The sequence below is a fragment of the Microbacterium karelineae genome (assembly GCF_009745985.1).
In the GTDB taxonomy this organism is placed as follows: domain Bacteria; phylum Actinomycetota; class Actinomycetes; order Actinomycetales; family Microbacteriaceae; genus Microbacterium; species Microbacterium karelineae.
In genome coordinates this window covers 128716-148245 of sequence record NZ_WFIX01000184.1, presented here as the reverse complement: position 1 = coordinate 148245, position 19530 = coordinate 128716, and the positions used below count along the sequence as shown (strand labels likewise).

Annotated in this window: 18 protein-coding genes; 6 read left to right on the top strand and 12 right to left on the bottom strand. The window is 71.4% G+C overall.

Annotation, left to right across the window (positions count from 1 at the left end; genetic code table 11):
• Positions 1 to 80 precede the first annotated feature (80 nt).
• From GB932_RS12015 to GB932_RS11995, 5 genes are all read right to left on the bottom strand, one after another.
• Complete coding sequence (locus tag GB932_RS12015) at positions 81 to 1505, bottom strand: LCP family protein (protein WP_231916153.1); 1425 nt, start codon at positions 1503 to 1505, stop codon at positions 81 to 83.
• Entirely contained in the window at positions 1502 to 1972 is a 471-nt protein-coding gene (purE, locus tag GB932_RS12010) for a 5-(carboxyamino)imidazole ribonucleotide mutase (RefSeq protein ID WP_156760968.1), read from the bottom strand. The genes GB932_RS12015 and purE overlap by 4 nt, the downstream gene beginning before the upstream one ends.
• A gap of 139 nt (positions 1973 to 2111) precedes the next feature.
• Complete coding sequence (locus GB932_RS12005) at positions 2112 to 3233, bottom strand: 5-(carboxyamino)imidazole ribonucleotide synthase (protein WP_156760937.1); 1122 nt, start codon at positions 3231 to 3233, stop codon at positions 2112 to 2114.
• Between the two features lie 42 nt (positions 3234 to 3275).
• Positions 3276 to 3794 (bottom strand): PH domain-containing protein, encoded by a 519-nt coding sequence (locus GB932_RS12000; protein ID WP_156760936.1) that lies wholly within the window; start codon positions 3792 to 3794, stop codon positions 3276 to 3278.
• A gap of 65 nt (positions 3795 to 3859) precedes the next feature.
• A complete protein-coding gene (locus GB932_RS11995) occupies positions 3860 to 4600 on the bottom strand; it encodes a biotin--[acetyl-CoA-carboxylase] ligase (protein WP_156760935.1) in 741 nt (246 codons plus the stop codon).
• A 209-nt stretch (positions 4601 to 4809) separates the two neighbouring features.
• Between GB932_RS11995 and GB932_RS11990 the strand changes: the two genes are divergently transcribed.
• The gene (locus tag GB932_RS11990; RefSeq protein ID WP_197517456.1) at positions 4810 to 5649 is read left to right on the top strand and encodes an endonuclease domain-containing protein; all 840 of its coding nucleotides are present in this window, start codon (positions 4810 to 4812) and stop codon (positions 5647 to 5649) included.
• A 100-nt stretch (positions 5650 to 5749) separates the two neighbouring features.
• Positions 5750 to 6439 (top strand): nucleotidyltransferase domain-containing protein, encoded by a 690-nt coding sequence (locus GB932_RS11985; RefSeq protein ID WP_156760933.1) that lies wholly within the window; start codon positions 5750 to 5752, stop codon positions 6437 to 6439.
• Between the two features lie 116 nt (positions 6440 to 6555).
• Here GB932_RS11985 and GB932_RS11980 read toward each other — a convergent pair whose 3' ends face one another.
• The 6 genes from GB932_RS11980 to GB932_RS11955 all read right to left on the bottom strand — a co-directional run bounded on the left by GB932_RS11980 (position 6556) and on the right by GB932_RS11955 (position 12879).
• Entirely contained in the window at positions 6556 to 6762 is a 207-nt protein-coding gene (locus GB932_RS11980) for an acyl-CoA carboxylase subunit epsilon (protein WP_156760932.1), read from the bottom strand.
• 7 nt (positions 6763 to 6769) lie between these two features.
• Positions 6770 to 8401 carry an acyl-CoA carboxylase subunit beta gene (locus GB932_RS11975; RefSeq protein ID WP_156760931.1) on the bottom strand — a complete coding sequence of 544 codons (1632 nt, stop codon included), beginning with the start codon at positions 8399 to 8401 and terminating at the stop codon, positions 6770 to 6772.
• Positions 8402 to 8649: 248 nt separating this feature from the next.
• Positions 8650 to 9660, bottom strand: coding sequence for a hypothetical protein (locus GB932_RS11970; RefSeq protein ID WP_156760930.1), 1011 nt, complete (start codon positions 9658 to 9660; stop codon positions 8650 to 8652).
• On the bottom strand, positions 9657 to 10940 hold the full coding sequence (locus GB932_RS11965; protein WP_156760929.1) for a sensor histidine kinase: 1284 nt from the start codon (positions 10938 to 10940) through the stop codon (positions 9657 to 9659). The genes GB932_RS11970 and GB932_RS11965 overlap by 4 nt, the downstream gene beginning before the upstream one ends.
• The gene (locus tag GB932_RS11960) at positions 10930 to 11610 is read right to left on the bottom strand and encodes a response regulator transcription factor (RefSeq protein ID WP_156760928.1); all 681 of its coding nucleotides are present in this window, start codon (positions 11608 to 11610) and stop codon (positions 10930 to 10932) included. Before GB932_RS11960 ends, GB932_RS11965 begins: the two co-directional genes overlap by 11 nt.
• Before the next feature lie 42 nt (positions 11611 to 11652).
• Positions 11653 to 12879, bottom strand: coding sequence for a class I SAM-dependent RNA methyltransferase (locus GB932_RS11955; protein ID WP_156760927.1), 1227 nt, complete (start codon positions 12877 to 12879; stop codon positions 11653 to 11655).
• A gap of 82 nt (positions 12880 to 12961) precedes the next feature.
• On the opposite strand from GB932_RS11955, the gene GB932_RS11950 reads away from it, so the two are divergent.
• A complete protein-coding gene (locus tag GB932_RS11950) occupies positions 12962 to 13603 on the top strand; it encodes a Maf family protein (protein ID WP_156760926.1) in 642 nt (213 codons plus the stop codon).
• Positions 13604 to 13691: 88 nt separating this feature from the next.
• Complete coding sequence (locus tag GB932_RS11945) at positions 13692 to 15461, top strand: acetyl/propionyl/methylcrotonyl-CoA carboxylase subunit alpha (RefSeq protein WP_156760925.1); 1770 nt, start codon at positions 13692 to 13694, stop codon at positions 15459 to 15461.
• A gap of 63 nt (positions 15462 to 15524) precedes the next feature.
• Here GB932_RS11945 and GB932_RS11940 read toward each other — a convergent pair whose 3' ends face one another.
• A complete protein-coding gene (locus tag GB932_RS11940) occupies positions 15525 to 16955 on the bottom strand; it encodes an NAD(P)H-quinone dehydrogenase (RefSeq protein ID WP_156760924.1) in 1431 nt (476 codons plus the stop codon).
• A 62-nt stretch (positions 16956 to 17017) separates the two neighbouring features.
• Between GB932_RS11940 and GB932_RS11935 the strand changes: the two genes are divergently transcribed.
• Together GB932_RS11935 and GB932_RS11930 are read left to right on the top strand one after the other, a co-directional pair.
• A complete protein-coding gene (locus tag GB932_RS11935; protein ID WP_156760923.1) occupies positions 17018 to 17848 on the top strand; it encodes a purine-nucleoside phosphorylase in 831 nt (276 codons plus the stop codon).
• Positions 17845 to 19491 carry a phospho-sugar mutase gene (locus GB932_RS11930; protein WP_156760922.1) on the top strand — a complete coding sequence of 549 codons (1647 nt, stop codon included), beginning with the start codon at positions 17845 to 17847 and terminating at the stop codon, positions 19489 to 19491. Before GB932_RS11935 ends, GB932_RS11930 begins: the two co-directional genes overlap by 4 nt.
• The last annotated feature ends 39 nt before the right edge of the window (positions 19492 to 19530 follow it).

Here is a 19530-nt window from a genome sequence, read left to right as displayed (position 1 = left end):
GCCTCGCAGAAGTCGTCCGCAGAAAGTCACACTGGATCCTATCGCTCGGCCGGGCCGGTTCCTGGGAGCCGCACGTCCGCTCACTCGCCCTCGGGGTGCAGGGCGGCGTCGACCATCGCGCGGGTCGCCGCGGCGTCGGGCCACTCCTGGTCCACTCCCGCATCCGGGTTGAACTCGATCGACGTCATGGGCTGCTCGCGCGCGAGCACCGCGAGGTCGACGAACGTCGACACGAGCCCCTGCGGAACGTCGGTGCGGATCACGTCGGTTCCTGCCGCGGCGACCTCCTGGAAGCGGGCGAGCACGTTCTGCGGCGTCATCTGGCTGATGACGGCCTGCTGCAGCTCGCGCTGGCGCTCCATGCGGTCCCAGTCGCTCGTCGTATAGCGCGATCGGGCGTACCAGAGGGCGGTCTCGCCGCTCATGTGCTGGGTGCCCTCCTCGATCCAGCCCGTCGCCCACTCCTCGGCCGGCTGGCCGTCGTACGCGGGTCCAGGCCCCTCGGGCAGGCGCTCCGTCACGGTGATCTCGACGCCGCCGAGCGCGTCGATGAGCGCCTGGAAGCCGTGCATGTCGATCGAGACGAAGTACGGGATCTCGAGGCCAGTGAGGCCTTCGGCGGCGTCCTTCGTCGCCTCGATCTCCGGATCGGATCCATGGCGCTCGGCGTCGGGATACAGGCTCGCGCCGCCGTCCTCGCGGCAGAACGACACGGCGTTCGTCAGCTGGTTGACGCCGCTCCCCCAGCCGCACGTCTGATCGGCCAGACCCTCGAAGTAGTTCGGGTACAGCTCCTGCATCGGGCTGCCGTCGCTGAAGGGGAAGTGCTGCAGGTCGCGCGGGATGCCCGTGATCGTCACGGCACCCGTCTCGGCGTTCACCGAGATGACCGAGATGCTGTCGAAGCGCATGGAGTCGCGACCCTCGCCCGAGTCGGCGCCGAGCAGCAGCACGTTGTAGTAGCCGTCGCTCGGCTCGACGACGGGCGCCGAGCTGCTGAAGATGGACCCGATGCCGCCGGCGGCGGCGAACAGGCGCGGGGCGGCGAGCGCGCCCGCGGTCCCCTGCACGACGGCGAGGGCGATCGCGAGCAGCGCGATGAGGAAGCGCTGCGGGGCGCGGGTCCGCACGAGCCGGACGAGCCGGAGCGTGTCGATCGACAGGATCACCCATAGCACCGCGTACAGGACGACGACGACCGCCAGTGCGAACAGGGTGATCGGGTTCAGCAGGATCGACGTCGTGCCCGACCGCCACAACAGGCCGCCGAGGGCAGCGATCACGATGAGCGCCCACATCGTGAGCGTCGCTCCGAGCCCCAGCTTGCCGAGGCGATGGTTCCCCGCGAGCGACTGCGCGGATCCCGGGATCAGGAAGTTCAGCACGACGAGCCACCATCCCCGGCGCGTCATCATCGTCGCGTTCGCGACGTCCGGCGTGCGCAGCGGGGTCGCGTCGATGACCGAGCCCCGCGGAACCGCCATGCGATCGGCGGCCACGGTCACGACAGCGAGTCCTTGAGTCGCCGGTTCTTCTCCTCGACCTGCGTTTCGAGGTCACGCGCATACGCCTCGACGCGGTCGGCGACCGCCGCGTCTCCGGATCCGATGATGCGCGCCGCGAGGAGGCCCGCGTTCTTCGCGCCGTCGATCGACACCGTCGCGACGGGGATCCCCGCCGGCATCTGCACGATCGACAGGAGCGAGTCCATGCCGTCGAGACTCTTCAGCTTGACGGGCACCCCGACGACGGGGAGCGCCGTGAGCGAGGCGAGCATGCCCGGCAGGTGCGCCGCGCCCCCCGCGCCCGCGATGATCGCCTTCAGGCCGCGCCCGCGCGCCTCGCGCCCGTAGCTCACGAGCTTGTCGGGGGTGCGGTGGGCCGACACCACCTCGACCTCGTGGGCGATGCCGAACTCGGTCAGCGCCGCGGAGGCATCCTGCATGACGCGCCAATCGGAGTCGGAGCCCATGACGACGCCGACGAGGGGGGTATCAGACGAGGGGAGCACCCTGTCAGGGTAGGGGACGCGCTTGTGAACCGCTGAGAGCGGCGCGCGCGGCATCCTGTCGATGGGTCGAGGCCGAATGCTGTCTTTACGTGGCGACCCGTCACTCGAAGTGTGCGGCGGCGGCGCGCGCGACATACGCCGCGTCGTCGATGTCGTCGCTCGCGACGTTGACGTGGCCGACCTTGCGGCCGGGCCGCGATGCCTTGCCGTACGTATGGATCTTCGCCTCGGGGTGCGCGCGCATCGCGACCTCGAAGCGCTCGTCGATCGAGATCCCCGCCGGTCCGCCGAGGATGTTCACCATGCACGTCGCGTCGGCCGTCTGCTCCGCGGATCCGAGGGGCAGGTCGAGCACTGCGCGCAGGTGCTGCTCGAACTGGCAGGTGACGGCGCCGTCCTGCGTCCAGTGGCCGCTGTTGTGGGGCCGCATCGCGAGCTCGTTGACGAGGAGGCGCTCATCGGTCGTCTCGAACAGTTCGACGGCGAGCATGCCGGTCACGCCGAGGCCGTGCGCGATCTCGTTGCCGATGCGGGCGGCGAGCTCGACCGCGCGCTCGCTCGCCTGCGGGGCGGGCGCAAAGACCTCGGCGCACACGCCGTCCTTCTGCACGGTCTCGACGACCGGGTAGTGCGTCATCTCGCCGCGCGGGCTCCGCGCGATCTGCTGCGCGAGCTCGCGGCGGAAGTCGACGAGCTCCTCCACGAGGATCCGCTCCCCCGCGAAGGCGTCGAACCAGTCATCGGCCTCGCTCGCGTCGCGCACCACGCGCACGCCCTTGCCGTCGTACCCGCCGCGCGGCGTCTTCACGACGGCGCGGCCGCCATGGTCGTCGAGGAACGCCTGCAGCTCGACGCGCGTCGCGACGCCCGCCCAATCGGGCTGCGGAGCGCCGATCTCGGCCAGCTTCGCCCGCATGACGAGCTTGTCCTGCGCGAACCTCAGCGCGTCGGGCCCGGGATGCACGGCGACGCCGTCATCGACCAGGGCGCGCAGGACCTCCTGCGGCACGTGCTCGTGGTCGAAGGTGATCACGTCGACGTCGCGCGCGAACGCCCGCACCGTCTCGATGTCGCGGTAGTCGCCGGTCGCGGTCGCCGCGAGCCGCGCCGCCATCCCGTCCTGCTCCGCGAGCACCCGGATCTCGATCCCGAGCTCCACCGCGGGAGCGATCATCATCCGGGCGAGCTGCCCTCCACCGACCACACCGACACACTTCGTCATTCGTCCATCTTCTCAGGTCGGCGGCGCGATCTGTGCGCGCGATCAGCCGAGATCCCGGTCGAGGTAGGGGTCTGCCGCCTCCTGCTGGGCCGCGCGATGAGCGAGGATCTGGCAGATCTCGATCTGGTCGGACAGCGTCTCGCGCACGAGCTTCGGATTGTGGATGCTGCGCAGCTCGAGCACGGATTCGCCCGACGAGAGACGCAGCGTGCCCGTCCCGAACATGCCCTGCATCGGACCGCGGATGAGTTCGACGCCGTACCCGGTCGCATGCATGAGCTCGCTCCGGCGCCGGATCACGACGCCGCGCGTGGCGATGACCCGCCGCGTCGTGACGAGATAGCTTCGCGACGCCCACCGCCACCAGGGCACGATCACGGCGAAGAGCACGATGAGGCCCGCCGCGGCCAGCAGCATCCAGTCCTCGAACGGATCCGGCAGGTTCGTGAGCAGGTACCCGGTCGCCCCCGACACGGCGATGAGCACGAGCGCCGACCACATCAGCGCTGCCGCGCTGCGGCGGAACGTCGCGATGCGCAGCTCCTGCTGGGGGTCGGTCATGCGTCCATTCTCGCGCGGGTCCGCCCGCACGCGCGACGGCGCCCCGCGTCGGCGCGGATCCGGAGTCAGGCCGGGCGGAGGTGCACGATGTCGCCGGACGCGACGGCGATGCGCTCCCCCGCGTCGATGACGAGCCGCCCGTCCTCGTCGAGGTCGACTGCGGTGCCCGTGACCGCGTCGCCGCCGGGAAGGTGTGCCGTGACCCGCTGGCCGATCGTCACGCACGCGTCGCGCACGACGTCGCGCACGGATCCGCCTTCCAGCTGCGCGATCAGCTCGCCGAGCCGGCGCAGGTAGTCGGCGAGGAGGCGGTCCTCATCGACGTCGGCGCCCTCGACCGCAAACGATGTCGCCGTGTCGACGGGCCGCTGCTCCGCCGTCATGCGCGTGTTCACGCCGCTGCCGACGACCACGGTCTCGGCGTCGGCGACCTCGGCGAGGATCCCGCAGAGCTTGCGCCCGCCCGCGAGCACGTCGTTCGGCCACTTCACGCCGGCGCGGCTCGCCAGCTGCGCGGACGCGGCATCGGCCATCGCGACGCCCGCGACGAGCGGGATCCACCCGCGGCGCTCCGCAGGGATCCCTCCGACCCTCAGCACGACCGACGCGGCGAGCGCGGATCCGGCGGGCGTCGTCCACTGTCGGTCGAGCCGGCCGCGCCCCCCGCGCTGATCGCGCGTGAGCAGCACCGCCTGGTGAGGCCAGGCCTCTCCCCCGCGGATCGCCGCCACGAGATCGGCGTTGGTGGATCCGGTGTGCGACACCTCGACGACGCGGGGCGACACGTTCTGGGCGAGCGACCACATGCGCTCGAGCCTACGGGGTCAGCGTGCTCACATCCGCTGACTTCGGCTGGCTCTCCACAACGCCCCTTCCTGGCGCCGAGCGAGCGCGACGCGAACTCGGCATGCTCTGTCCGGAGGCGAGGCCGGATCACCGAGAATCACGGATCACCGCTGAAACCGCCTTCCCTCAGCGCTTTCGCCTCGCCTCCGAACCGGAACGGAGAACGACCATGAAGCTGACGCGGATCCTCCGCGCTCGCGGCGGCTGGTGCCACCGCGGCACGCTGCTCGACGACGGCTGGACGTCGCGCCGCATTCTTGCGGCACGGCGAGCAGAAGGCATCGACCTCGTGCGGCGGCAATGGCTCGCGCTGCCCGACGCGCCGATCGAGATCCGAGAAGCGGCCCGCGTCGGCGGCGTCGCGACGTGTGTGAGCGTGCTCGGGCGGTTCGGGCTGTGGGTTCCGACGTCGGTGGACCGCCGTCCGCACATCGCGTTGCCGCACAACGGAGCGCTGTCACCGGCCGACGCAGTGAGTCATCGTGCGAGGCCGATCATCACGCGTCCTCCCCGCAGGCTCGTGGATCCGATCGAGAACGTGCTCGCGCATGTCGCGACCTGCCTGCCGTATGACGACGCGTTCGCGATCTGGGAGTCTGCGATCCGCGCAGGCCTGCTCTCCGTGCCACGCATCCAGGCCATCCCGTGGCGGTCCGTCGCGGCGCGCCGCCTCGCGGCCGACGTCGGGTCGCTGTCCGACTCCGGGTTCGAGTCGACTTTCCTGGTGCGGGGCCGCCGCGCGGGGTTCCGGATCGTCCAGCAGTACGTCCTCGCGGGACGACCCGTCGACGCGCTGGTCGACGAGTGCGTCGTCGTACAGCTCGACGGATTCGCCTATCACTCCGACCCACAGCAGCGTCGAGCCGATATCGCCCATGACCGCGAGGTCATGGCGCTCGGCTATCCCGTCCTCCGATTCGCCTATCACGACGTCTTCGACGATTGGGAGCGTGTGGAGCACGACATCCGTCGCGCGAAGGCGACAGCCCCGCGTCGCGGTCCGAGATGAGGCGGAATCGCCGAGAATCGCGGATTTCGGCTCGATCCGCCTCAGTTCGGCGCATTCGCCTCCGCTCGTGACGGGTCGGTCATGCCGCTAACGTGTCTCCATGGATCCGCTTCGCCTCGCCGGTGAGTTCGTCGCCGAGCGCTTTCCGCGCGCGCAGATCGCAATCGTCGCGGGGAGCACGGCGCGCGGAACGCGCACCGCCACGAGCGACATCGACCTGCTCCTCATCGGCGCCGACATGTTCGACGCGGAGACGAACAGCCTCGCCGCGACATACGCCCACGCGGGCGAGGTGTTCGAGGTGTTCGCCTACACGCCGGAGGCGTTCGGCGAATGGGCCGCGAGCGGCGTCGCCCGGTTCCGACCGACGATCGTCGACATGCTCGTGAACGGATCCGCCGTCCACGACGATGGATCCCTCGCGGCGGTCCGCGATCGCTGGCGGCAGGTGCTGGACGCGGGAGCGGATCCGTCCCCCGCGCAGCTCGCGATGAGGCGCTACGTCGTGACCGACGTCCTCGACGACCTCGCGGACGCGACGGATCCGCTCGAGGCGCACGTGCTCATGCACACGCTCTTCCGCGAGGTCTCGGAGCTCGCACTTCTCGCGAACCGCCGATGGATCGGCGCCGGCAAGCACCTGCCGCGCCGGCTCCGCGACTGGGACCCCGCTCGCGCGTCGGCGCTCGCGGATCCCTATCTCTCCGGCGACCGTGCGGCATTCCTCGCGGCCGCGGCACGCGAACTGGAGGCCGCAGGCGGCAGGCTCCAGGCAGGGCACGTGCGCTGAATGCCCGAGCGTCGAGACAAGGCCAGATCACCGAGAATCTCGAATCTCCGCTCGAACCGCCTTCGTTCGGCGATTCCGCCTTCGCTCAGAGCCGCGCCGCCCCCGTTCCCCGCCCTTCAGCCCGAGAAGCGGCCCCAGGGCTGGCGGGAGTAGCGGCGCAGGCGATGGGAGCGGGTCCAGGCGTCGTGCGACGGGCCGTCCTCGACCGTCGCCGTCGCCGCCTCTTCGGCATAGTGCTCGGTGACGACGGCGATCACGGCGGCCAGCTCGTCGTCGGTCGGGTTGCCGCCCGTCACGCGGACGACGGGGAGGTCGGGGTTCATCGTGACCTCACAGGGGGATGTTGCCGTGCTTCTTGGGCGGAAGCTCGGCGCGCTTGCGGCGCAGCGACCGCAGCGCCTTCGCGATCATGACGCGGGTCTGCGCCGGCTCGATCACGCCGTCGAGCTCGCCGCGCTCGGCCGCGAGGAAGGGGCTGGCGACGTTGTACGTGTATTCGTCGGCGAGCTTCGCCCGCACGGCCGCGACGTCGTCGCCGGCCTCCTCCGCCTTCTTGATCTCGCCGCGGTACAGGATGTTGACGGCGCCCTGTCCGCCCATGACGGCGATCTCGGCGGTCGGCCACGCGAGGTTCACGTCGGCGCCGAGCTGCTTGGACCCCATGACGATGTACGCCCCGCCATACGCCTTGCGGAGGATGATCGTCACGAGGGGCACGGTCGCCTCGGCGTAGGCGTAGAGCAGCTTCGCCCCACGCCGGATGACGCCGGTCCACTCCTGGTCGGTGCCGGGGAGGTAGCCGGGCACGTCGACGAGGGTGACGATCGGGATCGAGAACGCGTCGCAGAACCGCATGAACCGCGACGCCTTCTCGCCCGCGTCGATGTTGAGCGTGCCCGCCATCTGCTGCGGCTGGTTCGCGATGATGCCGACAGAGCGCCCCTCGACGCGGCCGAAGCCGATCACGATGTTCGGTGCGAAGAGCGACTGCACCTCGAGGAACTCGCCCTCGTCGACGACACGCGAGATCACCTGGTGGATGTCGTACGGCTGGTTCGGCGAGTCGGGGATGACGCCGTTGAGCTCGCGGTCGAGGTCGGTCGTCTCGAACTCGAAGTCCGACGCGTAGTCGGGCAGATCCGCCATGTTGTTGTCGGGCAGGTAGCTGAGCATCGAACGCGCGTAGTCGAGCGCGTCCTCCTCGTCGTCGGCGAGATAGTGGGCGACGCCGGATCGGGTGTTGTGCGTGTGCGCCCCGCCCAGCTCCTCCATGCCGACGTCCTCGCCCGTGACCGTCTTGATCACGTCGGGGCCGGTCACGAACATCTGGCTGGTCTTGTCGACCATGATCACGAAGTCGGTCAGGGCGGGCGAGTAGACGGCGCCGCCCGCGGCCGGCCCCATGATGATCGAGATCTGAGGGATCACGCCGGAGGCCTGTGTGTTGAGGCGGAAGATCTCGGCATACTTGCCGAGCGCCAGCACGCCCTCCTGAATACGGGCGCCGCCCGAGTCGAGGATCCCGACGATCGGCATTCCGCCCTGCAGCGCGTACTTCATGACCTTGAGGATCTTGTCGCCGGCGACCTCGCCGAGGGATCCGCCGAAGGTCGAGAAGTCCTGCGAGTACACCGCGACGACCCGGCCGTGGATCGTGCCGACGCCCGTCACGACGGAGTCGCCGTACGGGCGCGAGCGGTCCATCCCGAACGCCGTCGTGCGATGGCGGACGTACTCGTCGAGCTCGACGAAGCTGCCCGGATCCATGAGCTGCTCGATGCGCTCCCGCGCCGTCTGCTTGCCCTTGGCGTGCTGCTTCTCGAGCGCCTTCTTCTCGGGCTCGACGACGGCCTCGGTGTAGCGGTTGCGCAGATCCTGGATCTTGCCCGCGGTGGTCGACATGTCGGGTTCGGTCACGCGTTCCACCCTAGCCGCGCCCCCGCCGACCCCCTTGGCGGACATACACAACGGATCTCCGCTTCCTGTGTCCCACATACACATCAGGGGGTGAAAATACCTCTCATTTGTCCCCCAAAAGGCCGACTTACGCGGATGGATCCGGCCGACTAACGTTGATGTCGAGCGCATCGCGCTCGCCGTCTCCTCCGCTCCAGGGTAGGCGGAGAAGGCAGGCTCCACAGCGGACGGTTTTCGGGTAACCGCTCTGCGTTCCACGGCCCGGGGCGGCTCAGTCCGCCCCGGGCCCTCTCTCATCCCGCGGCGCGCGGAATCTCACGCCAGAGTTCGACGTCGTCACCCTCGCCTCGGCCGACGACCGTGACGGCCGTCCCCGGCAGCCGCGCGGTGCGCACGATGATCTGCGGCGAGCGCAGGCCTCCCAGCACGTCGGCGAGCTCGCCGCGCACGCGGGCGAGGTCGCTCTCGTCCAGGTCGTCGAGGTCGCCCTCGTCGAAGAGCGTCACGGCGGATCCCGCGAGGCGCCGGTCTCGGAGCGCCGCCCGTACGGCATCGTCGAGGAGCTTCGCGCCGCGCAGCTCGTCGCGCAGGGTCGCCTCCGCGACGAGCGCCTGCTCGCGTTCTTCGGCGGTCAGCGCGCCGGACGTCTCGATCGCGCGGATGAGCACGGGGCCTGCCTCCGCGATCGCGAACTGCACGCGGGTGCGCCGCTCGCGCCTCCGCGACTCCTGGGCCGCGCGCCACGCGGCCGACTCGTGCTGGATCGCGACGAGGCGATCGGTGTCGCGGTGGGCGCGATCGGTGAACAGGACGACCAGCCAGGCGACGCCCACCCAGAGGATCGATCCGAGGATTCCGGCGACGAACGCCATCTCGACGCTCTCGAGCACGATCGATGTGCCGATGGCGAGGCCGAGGATGCCGATCGCCGCACAGAGCACGCGCCTGCGGGCGCATACGACGGTCAGGACGACACCGCCCGCGCCGATGAACCACGTCATGTGCGGCGCGCCCATCGACTCGTCGGCTCTCGCGCCGGCCGTCGCGAGGAACGGAAGGGCCACGGCGGCTGCGCTGGCGAGCAGCGCCGACCACAGCGGCATCCGCCCCGGGCCGCGGACGACGGCGTCGGCGGCGGGCGACGACGGAACCGCGAGCGCGAGCGCCGTCGCGGCCAGGAACATCGCGACCGCGACGATGCCGAGCAGCGGCGTCTCGTGCGGGATGGGCTGGATGAGCCCACGCGCCGCGAAGTACAGCGCGAGAACCCCCGCGAGCAGCGAGAGCGCGATGCGGATCCTCATCGGCTTCTCCCCGCCTGGTCGTCCTGCCGCTCGTAGTCGAGCGTGACGGTCGTCCCCGATCGCGACGGCTCGATCTTCGCGCGCCCGCCCGCCGCCGCGATGCGCGCGACGATGGATCCGCGGATCCCGAGCCGGTCGGCGGAGATCGCGTCGAGGTCGAAGCCGGGCCCCGAGTCGCGCACGGTGATCCGCACGCCGCCGCCCCGCGTGTCGATGTCGACCGCGAGCCCGGCCGCGTCGGCGTGCTCGATCGCATTCGCGACCGCCTGCGTCGTCGCGAGGACGAGAGCCCTGGCCGCGCGCGCGGGGATCTCGACCCCCGCGCCCGTCGGCATCCCCACGTCGATGTCGACGCCGAGCTGGGCCACGGCCTCGCGGACCTCGTGCGTGACGCGCACGACGCTGACGGGTTCGTTCGTGCCGATGACCATCTCGTCCTCGGCGTTCGCGAGGCGACCGAGCGCGTCCCTCGCCATCGACACCGCGAGCTCGCGCTCGCGGTCGCTCTCGGCACGGGACACGGCGATGAGGGCGGCGAGCACGCTGTCGTGCATGAGGGTCGCGACCTCGACGCGCTCCCGTTCGGCCGACTCGATCGACGTCGCGTCGGAGTACGCCGACAGGGCCTCCGCGCGCGCATCGTCGACGCCCGCGGCGATGCCGCGCAGCAGCCAGGCGACGAGAACGAAGGCGATCCCCAGCAGCAGCGCGATCGAGACGTCATAGGCCACGGGGATCCAGTACTCGCGTGCGCCGTCGCCGTGCAGGATCCGTCCGACGGCGAAGACGACGGGAACGCCGATCGCCGACACGATCTGCCACGCCAGGGTGAACGCGACGATGGCCGCGACGGTGGCGATCGCGAGCAGGAAGTAGGGCCAGGGCTGGCGTTCGGGAGAGATGCCGAGCGGTGGATCGATCGCGGCCCACGCGATGAGCACGGCCGGGAACAGGCAGGCGAAGATCCCGCAGGCGACGCGCGCGCCGCGCCCGAGGAGGCAGGCGACGATCATCGCGGCCATGGACGCGAAGAGGAGCACGATCACCGGCAGCCAGCCCCAGCCCGCGGTGCGGTCGTTGATGGTGAAGATCGCCGACTGCACGCCCATGATGCCGGTCCCGACCGCCACGATGATCTGGATCGCGCGCTCGATGCGGGCTCCGGTGTAGCCGTGGCGTGCGTACGGCGGATCCGGACGACGCGAGATCTGCTCCCAGGCCCGGTCGATCGTCGCGGTCGAGGCCCGCGCGGGCGCCCCGGCCCGGCCCTCAGCGCGCATCGGAGGCCCCCGGCTGCTCGAGGCTCCCGTCATCCGAAGCGGGAACGATGCCGTCCTCGATCGCACGGCGCAGGAGGTCGACCTTCGTCGGGGCCGGGCGGCCCACCTCGACGTACTTCCCGCGCACGCGGCGGAGATTCTCCCGCGCCGTCGAGAACGCGATGCCGAGTCGCTCGGCGACCGCCTTCATCGGCAGCCCCGCCGCGTAGAGGCGCAGCACGTCGCGCTCGCGGCCCGAGAGCTGGGCGTCGGCGAAGTCGACATCGCTCTCGACCGCGCTCGCCCACTCGACGTTGTCGAGGGTTTCGCCGCTCGCGACCGTGCGCACGGACGCGACCACCTCGCCGAGCGGAGACGCCTTGCTGACGACGCCGACGGCTCCGGCGGCGAGCGCCTCGCGGACGATCGCGGGGCGGTCGGCGACCGAGTGGATGATGACGTTCGACTGCCACGCGAGGCGCGAGACATTCTCCGTGACGGTCGTGCCGTCGCCGAGCGTGAGGTCGAGCAGGACGATGTCGGCAGGGCGCTGGCCCCGGGCGCGCCGGGCCCGCACGTACTCGGTCACGGTCGCGCCGCTGAACATGACGACGAATCCGTTGCCGTCGAGCGCCGAGTGCAGCCCGAGCCTGACGGACTCGTGGTCATCGATGAGCGCGACGGTCGTCATACCGCTCAGGGTATCGGCATGACGGGACCGCTCTCACGCGTCTCACGCGCGTCGGAGCACGGCGACGGCCTCGACGTGGTGCGACGACGGGAACAGGTCGAGCGCGCGCACCCCGTCGAGGTCGTAGCCGAGCTCGCGGAAGGTGCCGACATCGCGCGCGAGCGCGACGGGATCGCACGCCACGTACACGACGGCGCGCGGGTCGAGCGCCGCGATCCGGCGGACGACGCGCTCCCCTGCGCCGGCCCGCGGCGGATCCAGCAGGGTCACGCCGCGCGCGAGCGACGGATCCGGTTCGAGCGCGTCCATGAACCGCTCGACGCGCGCCGTGACCGCCTCGACGGGGACATCGCGGAGGTTGTCACGCGCGTGTCCGGTGGCGCGCTGCGCCGACTCGACGGTCGTCACGCGCGCGCCATCGCCGTGCCGCGCGAGCGCGGCCGCGAGGAGGCCGACGCCGCCGTAGAGGTCGAGGTGGTGCGCGTCTCCGTCTGCGGGGATCCCGTCGAGCGCGTGGCGCACGGCGGCGTCGAGAGCCGTCGCGGCCCCGCGGTGCACCTGCCAGAATCCGCCCACGTCGACGCGGAACTCCCGGCCCGCCACGCGCTCGACGACGACCTCGTCGGCGCCGCGGACCCGGCCCCGCGCCGGGCGGCGCAGGATCCGCACATCGCCGTCGGCGGGCTGCACGAGATCGATGCGCCCCTCCTGACCGCGGAGCGCCAGGGCGGCCTCCTCGATGCCCTCGGTCGCGAGCGGGTGCGCGCCGACCTCGATGACGTCGTGGCTTCGCGCGGCATAGGGGCCGACGCGGCCGTCGGCGTCGACGTGGAGGCCGATGCGGGTGCGCCACCGGGTGCCGTCCGGCGTCTCGTCCGGCGCAGGGTCGACCGCGACCGGGACGGATCCGCCCGCGAAGCGCGCGAACGCGTCCGCGACGACCTGCCGCTTGAGCTCGCGCTGGTGCGAGAGCGCGATGTGTCCGAAGTCGGCGCCGCCGGGCCGTCGTTCCGGCGCGTTGTCGATGTCCGCCTCGCGCCACACGTGGGCACGGCGGTGCGGCGATGGGTCGAGCACCTCGAGGGTCTCGGCCCGCGCGAACGACTTCTTCACCTGGGTCACGCGGACCCGCACCCGCTCGGCGGGGAGCGTGTCGGGAACGAAGACGACCAGGCCGGGGTCGTCGCCCGCCGCTCCGTGCCGGGCCACGAACACGCCGCCGTGCGCGACCCCCGTGATGTCGAGGTCGATGACGTCGCCAGTCTGCATCGCACAAGTCTTCCATGGCGAGTCCGCGAGTCTCCGTCGAGTCCGCAGTCAGCAGCTGCGGACGTGGGGAAGACTTGTGGACATGCAGGTGTGTCTCGCGTCGACGTCCCCCGCCCGCCTCATGCTCATGCGCCAGGTCGGCATCGAGCCGCGCCTCGCCGCGCCGCAGGTCGACGAGGAGGCGGTGATCGCCGAGGTCGAACGCGCCGAATCCCGTGTGCTCCCACCGGCGGAGCACGTGCTGCTGCTCGCCCAGCGCAAGGCCGAGGACGTCGCCCGGCGACTCGCGGGCGAGGGCTTCGAGGGCATCGTCATCGGCGGCGACTCGATGTTCGAGCTGGGCGGCACGATCTACGGCAAGCCCCACACGCCGGAGCGGGCGACCGAACGCTGGCGCGCGATGCGCGGGAAGACGGGGGTCCTCCACTCCGGCCACGCCGTGATCCGCCTCGCCGGCGGATCTCTGTCGTGGGCGCACGACGTCGCGGAGGCGTCCGTGACCTTCGCGTCCGACGTCACCGATCGCGAGATCGCCGACTACGTCGCGACGGACGAGCCGCTGCAGGTCGCGGGCGCCTTCACTGTCGACAGCCTCGGCGGCGCGTTCATCGAGCGCGTCGACGGGGATCCCTCGACCGTCGTCGGGATGTCGCTGTCGACGGTGCGCCGCCTCGTGCGGGAGCTCGGCGTCGAGTGGACGGATCTCTGGAACCGCCGCGACTGATCGATCGTGGCCTTCCGCATACGAAACGCGGCGTATGTTGTGGAGGTCAATCAAAAGACGAGGCGCTGGGCTGGATAGGCTCGAATCCATGCCCGCTATCCGCAAGGTGCTCATCGCCAACCGTGGAGAGATCGCCGTCCGCATCATCCGTGCGGCCCGCGACTCCGGAATCTCCTCCGTCGCCGTCTACGCCGACCAGGACCGCGACGCGCTGCACGCGCGCCGCGCCGACGAGGCGTACGCGCTCGGCGGATCGACGAGCGCCGAGACGTATCTCGTCGCCGAGAAGATCCTCTCGGTCGCCCGCCGCTCCGGCGCCGACGCCGTGCACCCCGGCTACGGCTTCCTCGCCGAGAACGCCGAGTTCGCGCGCGCCGTCATCGATGCCGGCCTCGTCTGGATCGGCCCCTCCCCCGAGGCGATCGAGTCGCTCGGCGACAAGGTCACGGCCCGGCACGTCGCCGAGAAGGTCGGTGCGCCGCTCGCTCCCGGCACGCCCGGCCCCGTCGAGACGGCCGACGAGGTCATCGCCTTCGCCGAGGAGCACGGCCTGCCCATCGCGATCAAGGCCGCCTACGGCGGCGGCGGGCGCGGCCTCAAGGTCGCGCGCGAGCTCGACGAGGTCGCCGAGATGTTCGAGTCGGCGACGCGCGAGGCCGTCGCGGCGTTCGGCCGCGGCGAGTGCTTCGTCGAGAAGTACCTCGACAAGCCGCGCCACGTCGAGACACAGTGCCTCGCCGACGCCGAGGGCAACGTCGTCATCATCTCCACCCGCGACTGCTCGCTGCAGCGCCGCCACCAGAAGCTCGTCGAGGAGGCGCCCGCGCCCTTCCTCACGGAGGAGCAGAACCGGATCCTGTACGAGTCGTCGAAGGCGATCCTCAAGGAGGTCGGCTACGTCGGCGCGGGAACGTGCGAGTTCCTCGTCGGCGCCGACGGCACGATCTCGTTCCTCGAGGTGAACACGCGCCTCCAGGTCGAGCACCCCGTCAGCGAAGAGGTCACGGGCATCGACCTCGTGCGCGAGCAGTTCCGCATCGCGGCCGGCGGCACGATCGACTACGACGACCCGACGCCCGAGGGCCACTCGTTCGAGTTCCGCATCAACGGCGAGGACGCCGGCCGCGGGTTCCTGCCGCAGCCCGGCCCCATCCACGCCTTCAAGATCCCGGGTGGCCCCGGCATCCGCGTCGACTCCGGTGTGACGACGGGGGACGAGATCGGCGGCGCCTTCGACTCGATGCTCGCGAAGCTCATCGTCACGGGCCGCTCGCGCACCGAGGCGCTCGAGCGCTCGCGCCGCGCCCTCGCCGAGTTCGAGATCGCGGGACTGCCGACCGTGATCCCCTTCCACCGCGCCGTCGTCAGCGACCCGGCGTTCACCGCCGAGTCGGGCGAGTTCGGCGTGTTCACGCGCTGGATCGAAACCGAGTTCGACAACGACATCCCGCCGTGGGACGGCGAGGCGCACGACGTGCAGCCCGCCGAGGACCGCCACAGCGTCGTCGTCGAGGTGGGCGGCAAGCGCGTCGAGGTGAGCCTGCCCGTCCAGGTCACGCAGCCGACGGCCTCGCGCGGCCGCCCCGCGAACGTGCCGCCGTCGCGCCGCAGCCACCAGGCGTCCGGCGTCTCGAGCGGGGCCTCGGGCGACGCGCTGAAGTCGCCCATGCAGGCGACGATCGTCAAGCTCGCCGTCGAAGAGGGCCAGGAGGTCGTCACGGGCGATCTCGTGCTCGTCCTCGAGGCGATGAAGATGGAGCAGCCGATCCACGCCCACAAGGACGGCACCGTCACGGGCATCGACGCGCCCGTCGGCCAGACGATCAGCTCGGGCCACCAGCTCCTGCAGATCGTCTGACGCACGCACAGAAGAAGGGCCGCCCCGCGGGGCGGGGCGGCCCTTCTTCTGTGTCGCTGCGCCTCAGGCCTCGCCGCGCAGGTCGACGCCGTGCATCGCGCGGGCGGCGTCGGTGACGGATCCCGCGAGCGACGGGTAGGCCGTGAACACGCGGGCCACCTGGTCGACCGTGAGGCGGCGCTCGACCGCCATCGCGATCGGGAAGATCAGCTCGCTCGCCTTGGGTGCGACGACCACGCCGCCCACGATGGTGCCCGAGTGGTCGCGCGCGAAGAGCTTCACGAAGCCGTCCTTGACACCCATCATCTTGGCGCGCGGGTTCTCCTCGAGGTCGAGCTTCAGCTCGACGGAGTGCCTCGCGTCGTTCGTCCAGCCGACCGTCGCGATCTCGGGCGAGGTGAAGATGTTCGACGCGATCTTGTGCTTCGCGAACGGGATGACGGCATCGCCCATCGCGTGGAAGACGGCCGTGCGACCCAGCATCGACGACACCGAGGCGAGGGGCACGAGGTTCGTGCAGTCGCCGACCGCGTAGATGTTCGGAACCGAGGTGCGGCCGACCTTGTTGACGAGGATGTGCCCCGAATCGGCGAGCTGCACGCCCGCGCCCTCGAGGCCGAGGTCCTTCGTGTTCGGCACGCCGCCGACGGCCATGAGACAGTGCGAGCCCTCGACTGTGGATCCGTCGGAGAGCGTCGCGACGACGCCGTCGCCGGTGTTCTCGACCCTCTCGGCGCGCGACTTCGCGAGAAGAGTCATCCCGCCGCGCGTGAAGACGTTCTCGAGCACCTTCGCGGCGTCCGGATCCTCTCCCGGGAGCACCTGCTCGCGGCTCGAGACGAGGGTGACCTTCGAGCCGAGGTTCATGTACGCCGACGCGAACTCGGCGCCCGTCACACCCGATCCGACCACGATGAGGTGCTCGGGAACGGACGACATGTTGTACATCTGCTTCCACGTGAGGACGCGCTCGCCGTCGGGCTTCGCCGTCGGCAGCTCGCGCGGCGACGCGCCGACGGACACGATGATCGTGTCGGCCTCGATGCGGTCGAAGTCGGTGCCCTCTGGTCCTGTCGACACGACGATCGCGTCGTCGCCCTCGAGACGGCCGTGGCCCGAGATGATGCTCACCCCCGCCTCGATCAGCCGCTCGCGCATGTCCTCCGACTGCTGGCCGGCGAGGGCGAGGATCCGCTTGTTGATCGCGAGGAGGTTGATCGCGACCTCGGGCTTGAGCGGCCTGCCGCTGTCGCCGCGCGCGAAGAACTGCACGCCGAGCTCGCCCGCATCCTCGATCGCGCGGGCCGCGTCGGCCGTGGCGATGAGCGTCTTGGAGGGGACGACGTCGGTGAGCACCGCCGATCCGCCGACTCCTGTGCTCTCGACGAGCGTCACGTCGGCGCCGAGCTGCGCGCCCGCGAGGGCCGCCTCGTATCCGCCGGGTCCGCCGCCGATGATGGCGATCCTCTGCTTGCGCGCGAAGTCGAAGGTCATGGATCCATTCTTCCCTATGTCGTCTGGGCGATTCGACGGGGTGCGGCGGTTATCGTGACTGCATGACGAACCAGTCGCATCCGCTCGATGCCCCCGCCGACCCGTTCGCCGTCGCCCAGACGGCGGCCGCAGACATCGTCCGCCTGACCGGCGTCGACACCCACGACATCGCGGTCACGCTCGGGAGCGGGTGGGGCCCCGCCGCCGATCTCATCGGCGAGACCGTCGCCACGATCCCCGCGACCGAGGTGACGGGCTTCTCGAAGCCGGCCCTCGAGGGGCACGTGGGCACGCTGCGCAGCGTGCGCACGCCCGACGGGCGCCACGTGCTCGTGATCGGGGCGCGCACCCACTACTACGAGGGGCACGGCGTGCGACGCGTCGTGCACAGCGTGCGCACGGCCGCCGCGGCCGGCGCGAAGACGATGGTTCTCACGAACGGCGCGGGCGGCATCACGGACACCTGGTCGGCGGGCCAGCCCGTGCTCATCAGCGACCACATCAACCTGACGGCCGATTCGCCGCTCGAGGGCGCGACGTTCATCGACCTCACCGACCTCTATTCCTCACGCCTGCGCGGCATCGCGCGCGAGGTGGATCCCTCCCTCGACGAGGGCGTGTACTGCCAGTTCCGCGGCCCGCACTACGAGACGCCCGCCGAGGTGCAGATGGCGAAGTCGATCGGCGGCCACATCGTCGGCATGTCGACGGCCCTCGAGGCGATCGCGGCGCGCCAGGCAGGCATGGAGGTCCTCGGCTTCTCGCTCATCACTAACCTCGCCGCCGGCATCTCGCCGAGCCCGCTCAGCCACGAAGAGGTCATCGAGGCCGGCCAGGAGGCCGAGGGCCGCATCTCGCGCCTGCTCGCGGACGTGATCGGGCGGATCCGATGAACGCGCTCGCGGACGCGCGGGCGTGGCTCGCGCAGGATCCGGATCCCGTCACGCGCGACGAGCTCGCGGACCTGATCGATCGCGCCGAGGGCGGCGACGCCGAGGCGGTCGCGGACCTCGCCGACCGCTTCTCGGGACGCCTGCAGTTCGGCACGGCCGGCCTGCGCGGCGAGCTCGGCGCCGGCCCCATGCGCATGAACCGCGTGCTCGTCGCGCAGGCCGCCGCTGGTTTCGCGCGCTTCCTCACCGGGCGCTCGGGCGGATCCGTCCCGACGATCGTCGTCGGATACGACGGCCGCCGGAACTCGGACGTGTTCGCGCGCGACTCCGCCGAGCTGTTCCAGGGCGCGGGGCTCGACGCGATCCTCCTCCCCCGCGCGCTTCCCACGCCCGTGCTCGCCTTCGCCGTGCGCCACCTCGGCGCGGCGGCGGGCGTCATGGTCACCGCCAGCCACAACCCGCCCGACGACAACGGCTACAAGGTGTACCTCGGCGGCGACGACGCCGGCGCGCAGATCGTGTCGCCCGCCGACGCCGAGATCGCGGGCGCCATCCAGGCGGTCGCCGACGCCGGATCCGTCGCCGATCTGCCGCGCTCGGAGGGGTACGCGATCGCGGACGAGGACGTCGTCGCGGCGTACGTCGCGCAGACGGCCGCGGTCTCCCCCGCGCCCGCATCGGCCGCCGGCATGCGCTGGACCTACACGGCGATGCACGGCGTCGGATGGGAGACGCTGCGCGCCGTCCTCGAGCAGGCGGGATACCCGCTGCCCGACGTCGTCGCCGAGCAGATCGAGCCCGATGGGGCGTTCCCGACCGTGGCCTTCCCGAATCCGGAGGAGCCGGGGGCGATGGACCTCGCGTTCGAGACCGCGACGCGCACGGGCGCCGAGTTCATCATCGCCAACGACCCCGACGCCGATCGCGTCGCGGTCGCCGTCCCGACCGGATCCGGCTGGCGCCGCCTCACGGGCAACGACATCGGGCTGCTGCTCGGCGCGCGCGCGGCGCGCGCCGCCGAGGGCGCACAGGGCGCGTCGCTCGCCTGCTCGCTCGTGTCGTCTCCCGGGCTCGGAGCGATCGCCGAGCGGCACGGACTCGCCTGGCACGAGACGCTCACAGGCTTCAAGTGGATCTCGCGCGCACCCGGCCTCGTGTTCGGCTTCGAGGAGGCGCTCGGCTACCTCGTCAACCCCGACACCGTGCGTGACAAGGACGGGATCTCGGCCGCCGTCGCCGTGCTGGGGCTCGCTGCGGAGGCGCGCTCGCGAGGGGCGTCGATCGCGGATCTCGTCGACGAGCTCGCCGACGAGATCGGGCACTTCGCGAGCGGCCAGGTGTCGATCCGGGTCGACGACCTGTCGATCATCGGCCGCACGATGGCGTCGCTGCGCGCGGATCCGCCCGCGTCGTTCGGCGAGCTCGCGGTCGAGCGCGCCGACGACCTGCTGCGCCCGGCGGACGGCGAGCCGGGCGGGGACATCCTGCGCTACCTGCTCGCGGGCGGCTCGCGCGTGATCTTCCGCCCGAGCGGCACGGAACCGAAGCTCAAGGCGTACCTCGACGTCCGCGCGTCCACCGCGGAGGACGCGCGGGCCCGCCTGGCGTCGCTCGAGGAGGCCGTCCGCGCCCGCCTGGCCTGACTCCCGCCCGTTCGTATGACCCGCACCGACCGGTCGCCC